The sequence below is a fragment of the Paenibacillus sp. ACRRY genome, assembly GCF_022346995.1.
Taxonomy (GTDB): Bacteria; Bacillota; Bacilli; order Paenibacillales; family Paenibacillaceae; genus Paenibacillus.
This window is the reverse complement of record NZ_JAKRNM010000002.1, coordinates 304093-319823: the sequence shown is the minus strand read 5'-3', so window position 1 is coordinate 319823 and position 15731 is coordinate 304093. Positions and strand designations below refer to the sequence as shown.

The 15731-nt window shown below is 46.8% G+C and carries 14 protein-coding genes; 6 read left to right on the top strand and 8 right to left on the bottom strand.

The window, feature by feature from the left end:
* Nucleotides 1–176: 176 nt before the first annotated feature.
* The gene (locus tag MH144_RS10645) at nt 177–1553 is read left to right on the top strand and encodes an MFS transporter (protein WP_239299655.1); all 1377 of its coding nucleotides are present in this window, start codon (nt 177–179) and stop codon (nt 1551–1553) included.
* Between the two features lie 136 nt (nt 1554–1689).
* Here MH144_RS10645 and MH144_RS10640 read toward each other — a convergent pair whose 3' ends face one another.
* Nucleotides 1690–2346: a DUF2625 family protein gene (locus tag MH144_RS10640; RefSeq protein WP_239299654.1), complete on the bottom strand. Its 657-nt coding sequence runs from the start codon at nt 2344–2346 to the stop codon at nt 1690–1692.
* A 342-nt stretch (nt 2347–2688) separates the two neighbouring features.
* Between MH144_RS10640 and MH144_RS10635 the strand changes: the two genes are divergently transcribed.
* Nucleotides 2689–4173 carry a right-handed parallel beta-helix repeat-containing protein gene (locus tag MH144_RS10635; protein WP_239299653.1) on the top strand — a complete coding sequence of 495 codons (1485 nt, stop codon included), beginning with the start codon at nt 2689–2691 and terminating at the stop codon, nt 4171–4173.
* Nucleotides 4174–4286: 113 nt separating this feature from the next.
* On the opposite strand, the gene MH144_RS10630 is transcribed toward MH144_RS10635, so the two are convergent.
* Together MH144_RS10630 and MH144_RS10625 are read right to left on the bottom strand one after the other, a co-directional pair.
* Nucleotides 4287–5270: a sensor domain-containing diguanylate cyclase gene (locus tag MH144_RS10630; RefSeq protein ID WP_239299652.1), complete on the bottom strand. Its 984-nt coding sequence runs from the start codon at nt 5268–5270 to the stop codon at nt 4287–4289.
* Nucleotides 5271–5294: 24 nt separating this feature from the next.
* Complete coding sequence (locus MH144_RS10625) at nt 5295–6101, bottom strand: alpha/beta fold hydrolase (protein ID WP_239299651.1); 807 nt, start codon at nt 6099–6101, stop codon at nt 5295–5297.
* A 216-nt stretch (nt 6102–6317) separates the two neighbouring features.
* Here MH144_RS10625 and MH144_RS10620 point away from each other — a divergent pair, with 216 nt between their 5' ends.
* On the top strand, nt 6318–7532 hold the full coding sequence (locus tag MH144_RS10620; RefSeq protein ID WP_239299650.1) for an MFS transporter: 1215 nt from the start codon (nt 6318–6320) through the stop codon (nt 7530–7532).
* A complete protein-coding gene (locus tag MH144_RS10615; RefSeq protein ID WP_239299649.1) occupies nt 7525–8088 on the top strand; it encodes a TetR/AcrR family transcriptional regulator in 564 nt (187 codons plus the stop codon). The genes MH144_RS10620 and MH144_RS10615 overlap by 8 nt, the downstream gene beginning before the upstream one ends.
* Nucleotides 8089–8191: 103 nt before the next feature.
* Here MH144_RS10615 and MH144_RS10610 read toward each other — a convergent pair whose 3' ends face one another.
* Nucleotides 8192–9826, bottom strand: a complete 1635-nt coding sequence (locus tag MH144_RS10610; RefSeq protein WP_239299648.1) for a DUF1593 domain-containing protein — start codon at nt 9824–9826, stop codon at nt 8192–8194.
* A 480-nt stretch (nt 9827–10306) separates the two neighbouring features.
* Here MH144_RS10610 and MH144_RS10605 point away from each other — a divergent pair, with 480 nt between their 5' ends.
* Both MH144_RS10605 and MH144_RS10600 read left to right on the top strand, forming a co-directional pair.
* The gene (locus tag MH144_RS10605) at nt 10307–10957 is read left to right on the top strand and encodes a hypothetical protein (RefSeq protein ID WP_239299647.1); all 651 of its coding nucleotides are present in this window, start codon (nt 10307–10309) and stop codon (nt 10955–10957) included.
* A gap of 112 nt (nt 10958–11069) precedes the next feature.
* Nucleotides 11070–11624 carry a DUF1697 domain-containing protein gene (locus MH144_RS10600; protein ID WP_239299646.1) on the top strand — a complete coding sequence of 185 codons (555 nt, stop codon included), beginning with the start codon at nt 11070–11072 and terminating at the stop codon, nt 11622–11624.
* A 129-nt stretch (nt 11625–11753) separates the two neighbouring features.
* Here the strand turns inward: MH144_RS10600 and MH144_RS10595 are convergent, their stop codons facing one another.
* The 4 genes from MH144_RS10595 to MH144_RS10580 form a co-directional block, all read right to left on the bottom strand.
* The gene (locus tag MH144_RS10595) at nt 11754–12197 is read right to left on the bottom strand and encodes an Hsp20/alpha crystallin family protein (protein WP_239299645.1); all 444 of its coding nucleotides are present in this window, start codon (nt 12195–12197) and stop codon (nt 11754–11756) included.
* Nucleotides 12198–12411: 214 nt separating this feature from the next.
* Nucleotides 12412–13599: an MFS transporter gene (locus tag MH144_RS10590; protein ID WP_239299644.1), complete on the bottom strand. Its 1188-nt coding sequence runs from the start codon at nt 13597–13599 to the stop codon at nt 12412–12414.
* A gap of 111 nt (nt 13600–13710) precedes the next feature.
* The gene (locus MH144_RS10585) at nt 13711–14667 is read right to left on the bottom strand and encodes a helix-turn-helix domain-containing protein (protein ID WP_239299643.1); all 957 of its coding nucleotides are present in this window, start codon (nt 14665–14667) and stop codon (nt 13711–13713) included.
* A gap of 123 nt (nt 14668–14790) precedes the next feature.
* Entirely contained in the window at nt 14791–15684 is an 894-nt protein-coding gene (locus tag MH144_RS10580; RefSeq protein ID WP_239299642.1) for a LysR family transcriptional regulator, read from the bottom strand.
* Between the last annotated feature and the right edge of the window lie 47 nt (nt 15685–15731).

The following is a 15731-nucleotide window of genomic DNA, read 5'->3' as shown; positions in this document are numbered from 1 at the left end:
GCGTCTTTTTTTGCAGCTGGGAATCAATCTCTACAACACAAGCTTTACCTATCTTTTTGTTTGTTTTGATCTATTTCATCTCATTTGTCACCGATGCGAACCCCTTCAATTTTTATGACATTATTGCCATATATGCAGATTGAGCGTAAAATGATGTATTGATTTTCAATATAGCTTTGACTCAATCCATAGACAGGAATGGTACCGTGAAAGATAAAATTGTAATGCCTCTCTGGACATGCTGTCTGTTCATTGTTGTGATGAACACCACCATGTTTAATGTATCCTTACCCGTCATTATCAACGATCTCCAAATTACATCTAACCTGGGTTCATGGGTCATCTCCAGCTACTCTATCGGTTACGCCTTATCGACCGTCATTTTCAGCCGGCTATCCGATCGGGTCCCGGTACGCAAACTGCTAACGATTGGACTGCTCATTCTGGGCTTGTCTTCGTTACTCGGATTATTTGCACATAGCTTCGCCGTCCTGCTGCTGACGCGCATTCTGCAATCCGCAGGTGCAGGAGTTATGGCCGGGCTCGGTCTTGTGATCGCCAGTCGCTACATCCCGCTGGAACGCCGCGGAGCCGCGATTGCCCTGATCTCTTCAGGTAGCGCCATGGCATTTGGGCTTGGTCCCATTGTCGGCGGACTTATTAGCGAATACTGGGGATGGAATGGTCTTTTTGCAATAACCATACTGGTCCTGCTTGCACTGCCTGTATTGCTCTATTTCCTGCCGCGTGAAATACCAAGCCCAGACAACCCTTTCGATATCATCGGGGCAGTGTTAACGGTTATTAATGCCATCACGCTTCTGGTCGCGATTACCCAGCAGTCCTGGATCTGGTTTGCTATCGGTGTCCTGTCTCTTGTGGCTCATATTTGGTACATCCGCAAAGCACGCCTTCCGTTTGTCAATCCGGATGTATTTCGAATGCCAGGATATACACGTTTAATTCTCATTGGCTTCTGCATACTGGTCGTTAATCTGGGCAATCTGTTTCTAATGCCGCTTGTCCTCGCTGATCTGTTCGGACGTTCATCGCTCACGATTGGTTTGCTCATTGCTCCGGGAGCCATTGTCGCGGCCTTTTGCACCCGTTTCGTGGGACGCTGGATTGACCGTTACGGCAACATGCGCTTTCTGATGATTGGACATGTGCTGCTTGCAGCTGTACTTGCCCTGTTTATGCTTGGACTGAATCAGTCCGCCCTGATCATTACCGCAGGCTATCTCTTTTTCTCGCCTGCACTCTCAGCCTCCATGGCTTCACTGAATAACGAAACGTCCCGCATTTTGCCCAAAGCGCAGATCGGAGCAGGTATGGGCATGCTTCAGCTGATTCAATTCTTCGGTGGTTCGATGTCTGTGGCCGTCTGCGGACTGCTGTTACACAGCATCCCGGGCGTTTCGGTAGAGAAGGCCTATCACGTTGTTTATGGATGTCTGCTCTTCGTCTGTCTTGCCTCGCTTGTTATCGTGGTGTGGCATCACAGAGCCTCTCAATCTGGAGTTGTACAGCGTAAGAGTAGTACGGCTAAGTAATGAAATACTTTAGAATGATATTTTATAAAATGAATACACAAACAGCCCGCACAGTATGCGGGCTGTTTGTATGTTACAATACGCTTTTAGTACGGAGTCACTCACATCGCTTCAAACTCTGGATTCAAGTTCCGTATTAATTGCCTTCCAGCGCTGCCTTCCAGGCTTCCTCCACCGTTACAGGGGCTTTGCTGCTGCTCTCCCCGCTTCCTTCTTGCGTCCATAGAGGCGGGTAATAGGCAAATACTTGTCCCCTCTGAAGCTGACCAAGATCATTTTGCCATCCATTCCAGCGGAAGGTCTGGTAGAACTGCTGCAAATCACCATCTGCCAGCCAGGTCAGAAATTCCGAATAAACAAGCTCCGTCGATTCCCATTCCATGGCATCCGGCGCATAATAGTATATCTCTCCAGTGCGACCGAATTTGCCCGTATCCAGTGCAAAAAATCCTCCTGCCACATCATAGGCAACCACCATTATACCCTCCAGAGCCTGTACACAGGGCTTGTCGCTCAGACCGTTCCAGCTGGTCAGACTTCCAAATACGCTCTCACCGCCTGCACCCAGCAGCGTGATCCACCCGTGATCAATCACCATTCCTTCCGTCTCGTAAGCAACAACTCCCAGATAGGATTTGGTGCTCACCTGAAGACGATAGAGCGTATCTGCTCCATCCTCTGGCCGTGCAGAAACATACTCATATTTATTTTGCCCGTTATCCAATAATTCCTTAAGCTCGTCCCAGGCGTGATTGTCCCGATCCAATAGTTCATCTGCAGATAATGTTTGCATATCATTACTCCTTCCAGGGTATGCATTCATCATTCATACCCAGCTTTTTTTATCCATTTTCGTCCACCATATCCTCCAACACTTCACCAATCTTACTTTCCAGATCCAGCCTACTCGCGCCAAGTCTTACTCATCATTCAATCTCTTCCGTCCCTCTGCACAGTTCAAGCAAAGAATCGGCCACATGTATGCAATCCTCGTGCCCCAGATTTCCAGAATGAGCAAAAACGATCGGATATTCCCCACTCACATTCTACCTTTCTATCAGCATAACATGGCATATTTCACCATTCAAATCTGCTATAATCAAAACTTCACAGCTATTCTTAAGGAGGAAATACTTTGCTTCGTTTATTCAAAATTGGTTTTCTGGCTCTCACGCTGCTGGCAGCGGGTTGCCAGGGTGAGGCTTCAACTATCTCAAATCCTGTTCCGACTAACGGTTCCGACCATCAGGAAGTCTATTACATATCACCTGAAGGTGACGATGGAAATAACGGCTCCATTCAATCCCCTTGGAAAACAATGCAGCATGCTTCTGATCATGCCACGCCAGGGAGTACGGTCTATTTGCGAGAGGGCGTGTACCAGCAGAAAGTCAAAATCACCCGGAGTGGCCTTTCCTCCACTAAGCCTACCACCTTTTCCAGCTATCCCAATGAGAAAGCCATTATTGACGGAAAAGGCCTGTCTGTACATGGACTTGAAGGCTTGATTGAAGTGGAGAATGCCAGCTTCATCACGATTCAGAATTTTGAGATTCGCAACTTCACCACAACACATGCTGACCAGGTACCCACCGGGATTTATGTACATGGAGCAGGTGAATACATCCAAATTCGAGGCAATACCGTACACGCAATCGCCAACGATGTTCAGCCGAAAGGACCCGATTTAACAGGAAGAGATGCTCACGGCATTGCTGTGTATGGTACCGAACACCCCGCAGCGTTGCAGAACATTCTTATCCAGGATAATGAATTATATGATCTGGTCTTAGGTTCAAGCGAGTCACTCGCTGTTAACGGAAATGTAGACACTTTTTCCATACTGGACAACACCATCCATGATACGGATAACATCGGCATCGATCTGATTGGGTATGAAGGGATTTCAGCAGATGACAACTATGATCGGGCCCGCAATGGTATTGTAAGAGGTAACGAAGTATACGATATTACGTCCAATTACAATCCTTCCTATGGCACCACCCTTCCTAATGACAGCCATTTGGCCGGGGGCATCTATGTCGATGGAGGTACAGATCATATGATTGACCAGAACCGGGTATACCGCAACGATATCGGCATCGAAATCGCATCCGAACATGCCGGGCGTTCCACAAGCCATATTACGGTTCAGGATAACCTGATCTATCACAACAGGCTGACGGGCATTGCGATGGGAGGATATGACGAGGAACGCGGGTCTACTGAAGATAGCACGGTTATGTACAACACCCTGTTTCAGAATGACACCTTGGGCGCAGGTAATGGACAGCTGTTCGTGCAAGCCATGACGAAGAACAACACGTTTAAACGCAACATTGTCGTGTCAGGCAGCTCCGGTGTGCTCATCTACAATGAATACAGCAGCAATTCCGGGAATCTGATTGATGAAAATGTGTACTACACCCCGGTTGCAGAGGAAGATGCCCTGTGGGTTTGGAAAGATAAAGGGTATTCCGGTTTTTCAACTTACATGAACTCCGGCAATGACACACACTCACGCTATGCAAACCCGGCATTCATGAATGAAACCAGTGAAGACTTCAATCTCCAGCCCGGTTCACCAGCAGAAGGTTATGGCTACCTTGCACCCAGATAACAGCGGAGACTAAGAGAATAATAGAAAATCAAAAACCGGATCAGATGAAGGGATATCCCTTCATCTGATCCGGTTATTTTCTGCTATTACTGCATCATCGTTAAAAACAGACACTAGCTATTGATTAAACCTGCTGCATGGGTCACCCGATTACGCCCTCCGGTTTTGGAGGCATACAGCGCCAAATCCGCCTTTTGGAACAAGGACTGATCCGTATCCTCATCTGCAACCGTTGCTGCACCAATACTCACCGTGATATTGTAGGCTCCCCAATCGGCTGAAGCCACCTGCGAACGGTACCGTTCGGCTGTAATCAGTGCTTGTTCGGTATCACAATCCGCCAGGATAATCACGAATTCTTCCCCGCCATAACGTGCCACAACGTCCGAACTTCTGGACACCGACTGCAGTAGACCTGCCAGATTGCCAAGTACGAGATCCCCTACCGGATGTCCGTACGTGTCGTTAATGCTTTTGAAATGATCAATATCAACGACCAGCAGCGAGAACTCGCGCCGGGTTGTACGGAAGTTTTCCAGGCTTTCAAGCATTTTTAGCTGAAAGAATCTGCGGTTTTTGAGTCCGGTGAGCAGATCGGTAGAAGCCATCGTCTCCAGCTGGTCATTCACTTTAATCAGTGCCTGCTGTTTCACTTCATATTCCTCGTGCAGCCGTTCAAGCTCCTTGTTTGCTTCATGTGTGGCTTGATAGAGCTCCTGTAGCTTCGTCTTCGTGTTTAAAATATCTTTCTCATGTTCGATTCGTTTCCGCATGATCACAACAACACAGTCCACGACGCTTTCCCCGTCACGAGTCTGGCGAATCCCATTAAGCAGAACCGGAACATCCTGCTGATCACTGGTGCGAAACGTAAAGTACATCTCGTCCACACGGCCATACAGCTGAATGTACGGATAGAAATACGTGTGAAAGAAAAGCTTGTTGGTGACCGACATGGTGGACTCAATATGCCGTCCCATTAGCTCGCTGCGTTCATAACCCAGCATCGTCAGCAGTGTTTGATTGACTGATTGTATGACTCCCGAGTCAGAAATCGAGAAGTACCCGCATGGAGCGAGATCTAATTGTGCATCCATCAATAACAGCCTTTCTTCTGAGTTTTACGCGCTCGTCAGATAATTCTTAATCAATCGAATGGTTTCTTCCGGTTGACTTAAGTGAGGGTAATGTCCTTTGGCTGTCATCTGCTGCAGCATGCTGTTCTTCAAATGGGCATGCAGATAATCGCCTACTTCAACCGGGGCAATGCTATCATCGGAGCATTGAAGAATCAGCGTAGGTACAGATGCCTGATCCAATTCCTCACGGCAGTCGGACAAAAACGTCACCTCGGCAAATTGCCTTGCAATATGCGGATCTCTGGAGCAAAAGCTCTTCTCCAGCTCTTCCGTGAGCTCCTTCCGTTCCGCATTCTGCATCACGATCGGTGCCAAATAACTTGCCCAGCCTATGAAATTCAACTGCATCATCTCAAGCAGCTCATCAATGTCACGGCGATCGAAGCCCCCATAATAATTCGGCAGGTCGTTCACATATCGCGGAGAAGGCCCCAGCATCACGATGCTATTAAAATATTGGGGGGCTTGAATCGATGCCAACATGCCAATCATGCTGCTGACAGAATGCCCAACGAATATGGTATCTCTCAATTCGAGCGCTTCCATAATCTCCAGAACATCCGTAGCATATCCTCGCAAATCACTGTATTTATACGCATCGTAATAATTGATCTGAGATTGCCCTGAGCCTACATAATCGAACAAAACAATTTGATAATTCTCACTAAATCCCGGAACGATGTAGCGCCACATGTCCTGATCACATCCAAACCCATGCGCAAACACGATCGTTCTGCTACCTGTACCAAGCACCTTTACATTGTTACGTACAAGGACGTCAACCGTCATCACACTCACCTCTCTGAAGAATTTTCCATTCACTTCATATGTGGCTATTATATCGGAAAATGTTGGAATATGAATTAAAAATATTAATTCACTTGATGAAATCGTGAACTAGATTCACATTTCTGCAAATTATAAAACTCTTTACAATCTGACCATCGTCAGGTAATATCAGTTCAACATGTCGCGCGGCAAAGATAAAAAAGTGGAGGAAGATGGATGACTACCCTTGGAATTGCAAATACACCTCAGAAATTGTGGGGAAGATCTTTTATTTTTATCATGCTGGCTAACGCTTTATTGTTTATGGCCTTTGAAATGCTGTTACCAACCTTACCTCTATTCGTTTCAACCCTTGGCGGCGATGCTTCGCAGATTGGTCTGGTGACAGGTATCTTCATGTTTTCAGCCATCCTGGTTCGCCCTTTCACGTCGGTACTTGCATCAAAGATGGACAAAAAGTTTCTCTTGCTCATCGGTATAATCATATGTGCATTAACTACTGGCTCATACTACCTATCGTCAGGTATTTGGATGATTTTAATATTACGGGTTATCCACGGGTTTGGTTTTGGTCTGGCAACGACATATTTTGCAACGATTGCTACAGAAAACATACCCAAGGATCGCAGAGGTGAAGGTATGGGGTATTTCGGTGTAGGAGAGACCGTGGCCATTTCCATTGGCCCATTGATCGGAACCAGTCTTCTGTACAAATACAATTATCAAAGTCTGTTCATGGGTGGGATGTGCATCCTACTTCTCGCTCTGATCATGGCGATATTTGTATCGAGAAAACCAAAAGCAGCATCAGGCGCAGACCCAGCGGGTTCCCATACACCTAAGGTGAAGCTAATCGAAAGAAAGGTACTCTTTCCTTCTCTACTGATTATGTTAGTCGGTGTGGCTGCCGGTTCGATCATGTCTTTTGTAGCCTTGTTTGCGGCAGAGAGAGGATTCGACAATGTAGCCTGGTTTTTCTTCATCGTAGCTATTGCGAGTTTCGTGGTCCGATTGTTCTCGGGGAGAATGTTCGATCGATTGGGCCCGGGGTCCGTATTGCTGCCATCTGCCGTATTTGCGATCGCGGGACTGTTCGTACTGACCATCGCTCAGAATGACATGCACTTCCTCATTGCCGGTGCCTTGTATGGATTCGGATTCGGTGCCATTTTCCCAGCAATTCAGACCTGGTGCGTCAATCTGGTGGACGAGCATGAACATGAGAATGCCATGGCTTCCTTCTTCAATTTCTTCGACTTGGGTATTGGCGGCGGTTCACTGCTGCTTGGTATGATTGCTTCAGCATTTTCCTATACAGTGGTGTATGATATTGCCATAGGCATTTTTGTGGTATATATCCTGTTATATCTGGTATACTCCCGGAAACAACGGAGAGCTGAAGATTATTCATTGGAGGTAGACATTGAGTAAACAACGTATCAAGGACATTGCCATCCAGCATTTCAATCGTCTGGGTTACGAGGGAACCAAGATGGCGCAGATCGCCGAAGAGGCCGGCATTCGCAAGCAATCCCTTGCTTACCATTATCCGACCAAAAAGGCGCTGCTGCTTGAACTCTATGAGGAAGTGGTTCAGGAGGAACAACAATTCGTCAAAGATTTCTTCCTGGAAGCGAATGAACTGCCCTTGGAGCAGCAATTGTACAACTTTTTGCTTGACCATAAAAACAGATTCCTGACACATCCGAATGTGGCTTTTATGTACATTCTGTCCTTTATTACTCCGCTTGAGGTGCATGATTTTGTCCTCGCGCAGTATCGAACATATCTCGGCACGCTCAAAGCCGAGCTCGCCGCCGTGTTTGCCAAACATGAGGACATCCGTCTGAACCCCGAGGAAGCTACGGTAGCTTATGTCACGCTATTGGATGGACTGGATGTACAGCTCGTATATGAAACCAGACAATCTTATGAACATGCACTCGCCATTGCCTGGAATGTGTTCTGGACAGGCATACGCCGCTAGTGAATTCGGTTTGTCTTGCAAGCAAAGAGGAGCGCATCTCCATGTTTATACTGTGGAGACCGCTCCTCTTTGTGATGTTCTTTTGACTCAGGTTGCGTCTTCGTTATTTTACAGTCAAAATGACACGTTGATAATGCTTCAGCTGATGCTCGCCATCATCCTGTACCTCGGCCACGATATGAATCGTGTCTCCGGATTTGGCATCCTCAGGGACGGTAAATGTCACCGTGCTCGTGTCACTGCCTTCCAGTTTGATTGTATCTACCTGTTCATCCTTCGCAAGCTCCCGATGCAATCCAAGCAGCAGATCTCCTACAACTTCCTTCTGCACTTGGTTCTGCTCTACTTTGGCATCCTCATACGTGTCTGCTTCAAAATATCTCCACCATTTATAGGTCAATTGATCGCCATCCGGGTCCTTCGCTTCGGCATTCAGACTCACACGTTCACCCGGACTAACGGACAGATCAAGTCCTTCCTTAATGGTCAAGATTGGGTTATGATTGGCCCCTTCAAAGGTATCTGCAACTGCCCAATCCGCACGAGCGGCAAAATCGTCCTGAATATCGTCAAACCATCTCATCAGGGAATACTCGGCCTCATAACGTTTCGTATACGGATCATAATCGAGCACATTGTTTCTGAACAGCTTGTCATTCACAGCGCCGAAACGCCCGCCCCAACCACCGTAGGAAGGGTCTTCCATACTGCGAAGTCCGTTATCGATCAGATAGAAGAACGAAGGCGAGTCCCCCTCGGAGATAAAGTCGTACTTATCATATTGCGGATTGTTTTGAAGATAAGCGTCACTTCCGCGTTGTTCTTCATCCAGCTCGCCTTCAATCATTTTACCGTCACCCATGGAAGCATACATATCCAGCAGCTTGCCATGTCCATCCAGAATGTTTTTGATCATCCAGTCACCATGCAGCTTGCTGTTTACCTCTTCGGCATGCATCTTCCAGGCATAAGCGAAATGCCAGAAATTCGACTGGTCATTCAGAATGCGGATATCCGGCCAATTCTTCGCAATATATTCGTTATAACTGTCATCCTGATCGAGGATGATGTACAGTACCAGTTTATCACTGACCTTTTTGCGAATGGTTTCCCAGTCTGCCGTACCTTTGTACTGTTCTTCAATGGATTTGAGCGCTCTTGCCGTTGTATTGGTTCCGCCCCAGGTTTGAACAATCAGATCACGGGGATCATCGTCAAGGAACAGGGTCTGAAGAAATTCGGAGCCTTCCGTTTCCTTCTCCATCTCCCCTTTGTCTGAGATATTCCCGATTTTCGTCATGGCACGAAGCTGCTCGGGTTCCGGATAACCGTCCGCGTGTTTGGACAAGTTCGGATAAATCTCACCATAAGCATCGATCATGTCGTATACCCACTGTGTACCTGTCCAGCGGAATGGTTCAATTCCCGCTTCCTTATCCCCTCCGTAGTGATATACCGAACTAGTTAGCACTATGCCAGCTAAATCCATTTCATTGGAATACAGCAAAAAGCGGATGACCGAGTTCATATCATCGACTTCACCATCTGTCGTAATAACGGTCCTACCTTTCGTCGTTTCACCCTTTGCCGTGTCCTGATTATTGCTTTCTTCCTGTTCTGCCGCCTGGTTCGGTGTCTCATTTGCAGCTTGAGGTGTTTTGGATGCGCATCCACTAATCACCAGAATACTACTGATAAAACCTGCAGCGAATACATTCAGCCATTTTCTCTTATTCATGATGTTCCCCTTTCTTTCGCTTAGCATGATGTGTGTGGGAATGACCAGCGCGCGCTTTCCTATTCCTTAATATGGACCGTAGAATGCAAAAAAACCCAAACATGAATACGCCATGGACAGAAGCCACGCATATTAATGTTCAGGTTTTGCCTGCCGAAACAGTAACAATCCTTATTTGAAAAAAAGTATAGCATGTTGACTATTTGATGTAAACGTATTCAATCATCTTTTTCTGGATTTCATACCAAATTGGGTCTTAAGTAGGCCGCTTTAATATCCCTTCTGCTCCGTTACACCCAAGCTGTCTTCCCCATTGAAACGTTTAGCCACTGGTTCGGTCCTAGTCATGGAACATTCACTCGACGCCCACCAAAACAGGTTGTAAGCTTTTCCCATTTGGATATAGTATAATTTCTATGGTGACTGAATCCTATACATAGTAATAGCATGACATTCATAACATCAGGAGGTATTAAAACCATGCAAAAACTGGACGCTGCCATACAACAGTTTGTTGAACAGCAGGATCTATACAATGAAGCTTACGGATTTTTCAAACAACATGATCTGCGCCCTCGTGAACAGCCTTGCCAGCCCGAAGTGGACAAGCGGATACCTCTCTCACCTGAGCTTGTGTATTTGTACACCCATTATGAGATGAGAGATGCAAAAGCTGAAGGGACACTCAAAATGAAAAATGCTGCCGTGGAGATTGGCGATGCGGCCCTGTTATCTTTTGTAGCCCCCGAACATCTGCATCGCCAGCAGCAGGGTTACCGGTGGATCGGCTTGAATGAGCCATATGTGGAATCGCCCTCATGGACAGCAAATCATGTCGTTATTGCCAACTTTAATGATGATCCATTGATTGTGGATACAAGCGCGGCCAACTCACCTGTGTATGCTGCCTTTGAAGGCGGAGAGCCCCAGCGTATTGCGAATTCATTGTCCGACCTGTTCGCTGCACTCGCCATCCTGATTGAAGCGGCACGCACTTACGGCGGAGAAGTGAAGGATGAAGAGACCTATGAAACCAAGCCTGAATATTTGGAGCACATAGAACCTTTATTGGTTGATCTGCTCGGTGCAGAGTACACCGTACATCTAGTTGAATATTTATCACTTCGTTAAGTCATCGGAATGAGAATAAGCAAGATTGAAGATGGCTTCACTAACGAATTAGGACCTGTATTGGAATTTGCATGCATACAGAATTTATCTGTGGTGAACAAGGGGGAAGATCATGATTTATGTTGCTTTGCTGCGGGGGATTAATGTAGGCGGGAACAATAAGATCAATATGAAGCAGCTGAAAGAAACATTTGAACTAGCAGGCATGCAGGATGTCGTAACTTACATTAATACGGGCAACATTATCTTCGCCGATCATCTGGAACGTATTCACCCTAACGCCGAGATATCCAAGATACTGGAGCAGGCCATTACTGCTGAGTTCGGCTTGGAGATCCGTGTCGTGGTACGCAATATGGAAGAAATGCAGACCGTGCTTCAGGCGCTGCCGGAGGAATGGACGAATGATGAGCAGGCGAAGAGCGACGTGATGTTTCTGTGGGATGAAGTCAATGACGTCTCGGTGTTGGACAAGCTGCCCCTCAAACCGGAAGTTGGCACATTGATATACGTTACCGGAGCCATCTTGTATTCGGTAAGCAGAGAAGATGCCGGACGCAGCGGGATGAACAAGCTTGTCGGCTCCTCTGTCTACAAATATATGACGGTCAGGAACGTCAACACGACCCGCCAAATTTATAAGCTCATGCTGGCTGCGGCAGAGTGATAATAAGAACTTCGGCATAGAAAAAATCCCCCAAGGGATCACATGGAGGAACATCTTGACGGATGTTTCTCCATGCTGTCTGCCTTGAGGGATACCTTTTATGAATACAAGCTACAACATGTAAAATCATTAATCGATCTGAATACGTCTATGGGTATGATCGTCTCCTGAACGTTTCGGAATTTCAAGCTTCAGCACGCCATCTTCCAATCGGGCCTTAATGTTCTCCTCATCAATGTGTTCCACATAGAAACGCCGGAGGAATTCACCCGATCTGCGCTCCTGCCGAATGATTCGATTCGAATCATCCTTCTGTTCATGAAACTCATTGCGTTTCGCACGGATCATCAGTTCATTGCCCTGTACCTGAATATCGATATCCTGCTTGGCGATACCAGGCAGATCGGCCTCAATTAGATATTTCCCATCTTCCTCACGGATATCCGTCCGGAATGGCTGGCTGCTGGTTCCAAAGGGAGAAACCCACGGGCTGTCAACCATATCATTGAAGGATTTCAGCATGTGTCCGAACAGGTCTTCATTTCGTTTACGAAACGGCATCAGATCAAACATGAACATCATCTCCTTATATGTGATTGGTTTGTTGTTGCTTACATGGATTATTATAATCCTCACGTGGATGATGCTCAAAATACGTAAGAGCCGAAAAAAAATGATTTTTCTTCAATATGAACCGCTACCTGAAAATAGATCCTTTTTTCTTTTAATTTGACCTTTTTTGACCTTCTTGCTTTTTCGGACTCATTCCAGAGAATGACGAACCTGTCTAACCTGTGACAGAACGAGACTGAGTGCCTTTCATTCCAATCATGATCACACCCATAACCACGACGAGTATGACCACTAGCATAAATGGTATATGTCGATCCACCTGATATAGGGTTGTTGTAAGTATTGGTGTAACAACGGCGGATATGCCCTGCACGGCTGCTACGAGCCCAGCGGCGCCTCCCTGCTGCTCCTTGCTTACGGCAAGTGATGCACCAGCCATGAATCCCGGCATCATGAATCCGGATCCCATGCCAAACAGGAAAAACGAACCATAATACACGAGCAGCTGCTTGGAAAATAGAAACATGACCATGCTTCCAAGCAGAAAAAGAGAACCGAGCAGAATCATCGGCCGCGGCTGCCACTTCAGCCATTTCATCTGGATCACCTGTACGAGCAGCATGGCTGCCCCCGAGAACATCAGGCCAAACGAAACCATTCGAGCTGTATCTCCAGAGGTTAGTGCAAGTTGATCCTGAAAATAAAACCCGCCAACAACCTGTATCGTCATAATCGCGATCATGGTAACCAGCCCTGCTGCCAAGTAAGTGCGTAAGCCGCGCTGGAACGGGTTGACCTTGGGTGGTCGGGCTTGTAAAACCGGCTTGGCAGCTGGAATTAGCACCAAAGCAACGATAAAAGCAATGATCGCAATAACGATGCCAAAGTAAAGAGGCCAGAGCAGACCAATAATCGTAAAGGCACCAGCGATTGCTGGCCCGAACACCAATCCGAGTCCATTGGCAGCACTAATGATAGCCATCCCGCTTCCCCGATCCTCCCCTTCGGTAACATCACCCATATACGCTTGGGAAGAAGACAAAACGGCCGGAATGAACATTCCAATCAGGCTGCGTGTCACAATCAGCAAGGTGAGCAGAATTCCTCCTCCAATCCATGCATTCAACCCGCCATATAAGGCAAGAGCAAACAAAGCACAGCTTACAGACATCCCTATGAATCCAATCAAAATGATTGGTTTTCTCCCTCGAACATCACTGAATCTGCCCCATACAGGGCCCATAACTGCCATGGCGATTGAACCAAGTGAAATGATAAGACCCGAATGACTCTCCTTCATCCCCAGCTCACGAATAAGTGGCGGCATAATGGGAGCAATCAGCATCAAACCCAGCATGGCTGCAAAAACACTAAAAAAGATACTTCCTCTGACTCTGTTCATGCCCATACACTCCTCTGTATTTCAGTACAATTGCTCACTGTACCTGGAGTATACAGGGCTTAATTGATCCCGACTGCCTCAGGGCGGAACATTTCACCGCAGAACGGATTATTAATAGATTTTCTTGATCTCCGAAGGCTTCACACCGAACTTGCGATAGAACTGCTGCGAAAACGCACTGATATTGCTGTATCCAACGCTCATGGCCGCTTCAGTCACATTATTCCCTTGGTTATGCAGCAATTTCATGGCACTATCCAGACGGATCTGACGCACATATTCGAATACGGTACTTCCGAAAACGGCCTTAAATCCTTTTTTTAATTTGAAATCATTCAAACCCACCTGTCTGGACAATGCCAGCAAGGAAGGCGGATCTACCATGCAGGCCTCCATAATCTCTCTGGCCATGTGCAATTTACGTAGGTCATCTCTGGAGAAGCCTGCTGGGATCGGTGTGAGCTCAAACAGCTGGATCATGAATCGATTAAGTATTTCCAGCGCGTTCGCTTCCATGATTAATGAGGATCGGTGCTGGTTGTTCAACTCCACAATCAAACTGTCAATCATTGTACGTATTCTGTTGTCCAGCTCAAACACAATCGGTTTGAACACTTTGGGGCCCAGTACCTGATCAAATTGGATCGGCTTGAAACTGCCCAGCTGTGCTGCCGCATAATTGAACAGGGATACCGGAATCCCCAGCGAAAAAGATGTATAAGGCTCCCTTGCTGGAGGGTGAAACCAGGCTTCAAAATCATGCATAAAGATAAGCGCACCCTGACCAATTGCTAACGAATAATCCTGACCGGAAATATCGACATGCCGCTGGCCCGATAAGGCAAATTGCAGCTCCACGATGGGTGTGTCGGAAGCAAAATATGTAGGATATGGTTGATGATATTCAACCTGGGAGTATAGGATTTCAATGCCGCTGTAAGTCGTCACTCTTTTGATATTACCGCAGCCTGCCTTGGTGGAGAGCAGATAAGTATGCTCATCCAGCTGGCTGTATGGATCCTTGGTTAAATAATGCTGATATACTTCGGCTAACGCATCCGATGCCATGGGGGTTCACCTCGCCTAACTTGGTTCTGACTCATTGTATCGAAAAAAAGAAAAGGTTGATAATCATTCTCAATTAATTTTAACGTAATTCCCTCTCTTCGACCACCCCCATGAATAGAAATGCTATCCTTCATACTGGAAACGATCCAGAAACCGCTTGACGATGAGATTGGAGGATTTGCTCTCACGCATAACCCATCCAATGGAAATCGCACGCTGAACACCTTCAATTTCCAGGATGGAGAAGTCGTGATGCAGGACACTTCTGTCATGTGTGAATGAATATTCATGACCAATCGTCACCGCATCCAGCTGGGCAAGGGCGGCATTGACCACTTCGGAATTGTTCGTTCGGAACAATACATTCACCTCTCCCACCACCTGTGAAAGCTCCCCTACAAACAAATCGACCAATTCGTCATTAAATAACACCAGTGTCTCATTTTTCAATTCATGCATGGTGATCGACTTCTTGCCTGCCAAGCGATTGGTATGATTCACACAGGCACGCATCACCCCTTCATCAATTGGAACAAAGCGCAATCCTTCCAGATGCTGCTCCATATCATCTGTATACAGAGCGATTAGACCGAGATCGACCTGCTTGTTGCGTACATCTCTTGTAATGTTGCGGGCAGCACCCTCGGACAGCTCAAATTTCAGATCCGGATATCGCTTCTTCATACTCGCAATGGTAGGTATGATGCCCGGAATTCCTCCAGGTATGGCTGACAATCGGAGTTCTCCATGGATCGATTCCCCAATATACTGGGCATCCTCCTTGATGTTTTGGACCGTATCCACAACCGATTTCATTTTGTCCAAAATAGGCTTGGCCTGTTCCAATACATATGCACCGTTACGGGATCGGCTGAACAATGGCATGCCCAGCTCATGCTCCAGACGCGTGATCGCCTGACTGATGGTGGACTGCGTAACCGACAATGTTGCAGCAGCAACGGTAATGGATTTGGTCTTTTCAACTTCGAGTACATACACCATTTGTTCCAGGTTCATCGTTTAACTCCCAACCCTACATTAATTTAATTTAAGTTAAGTGCATT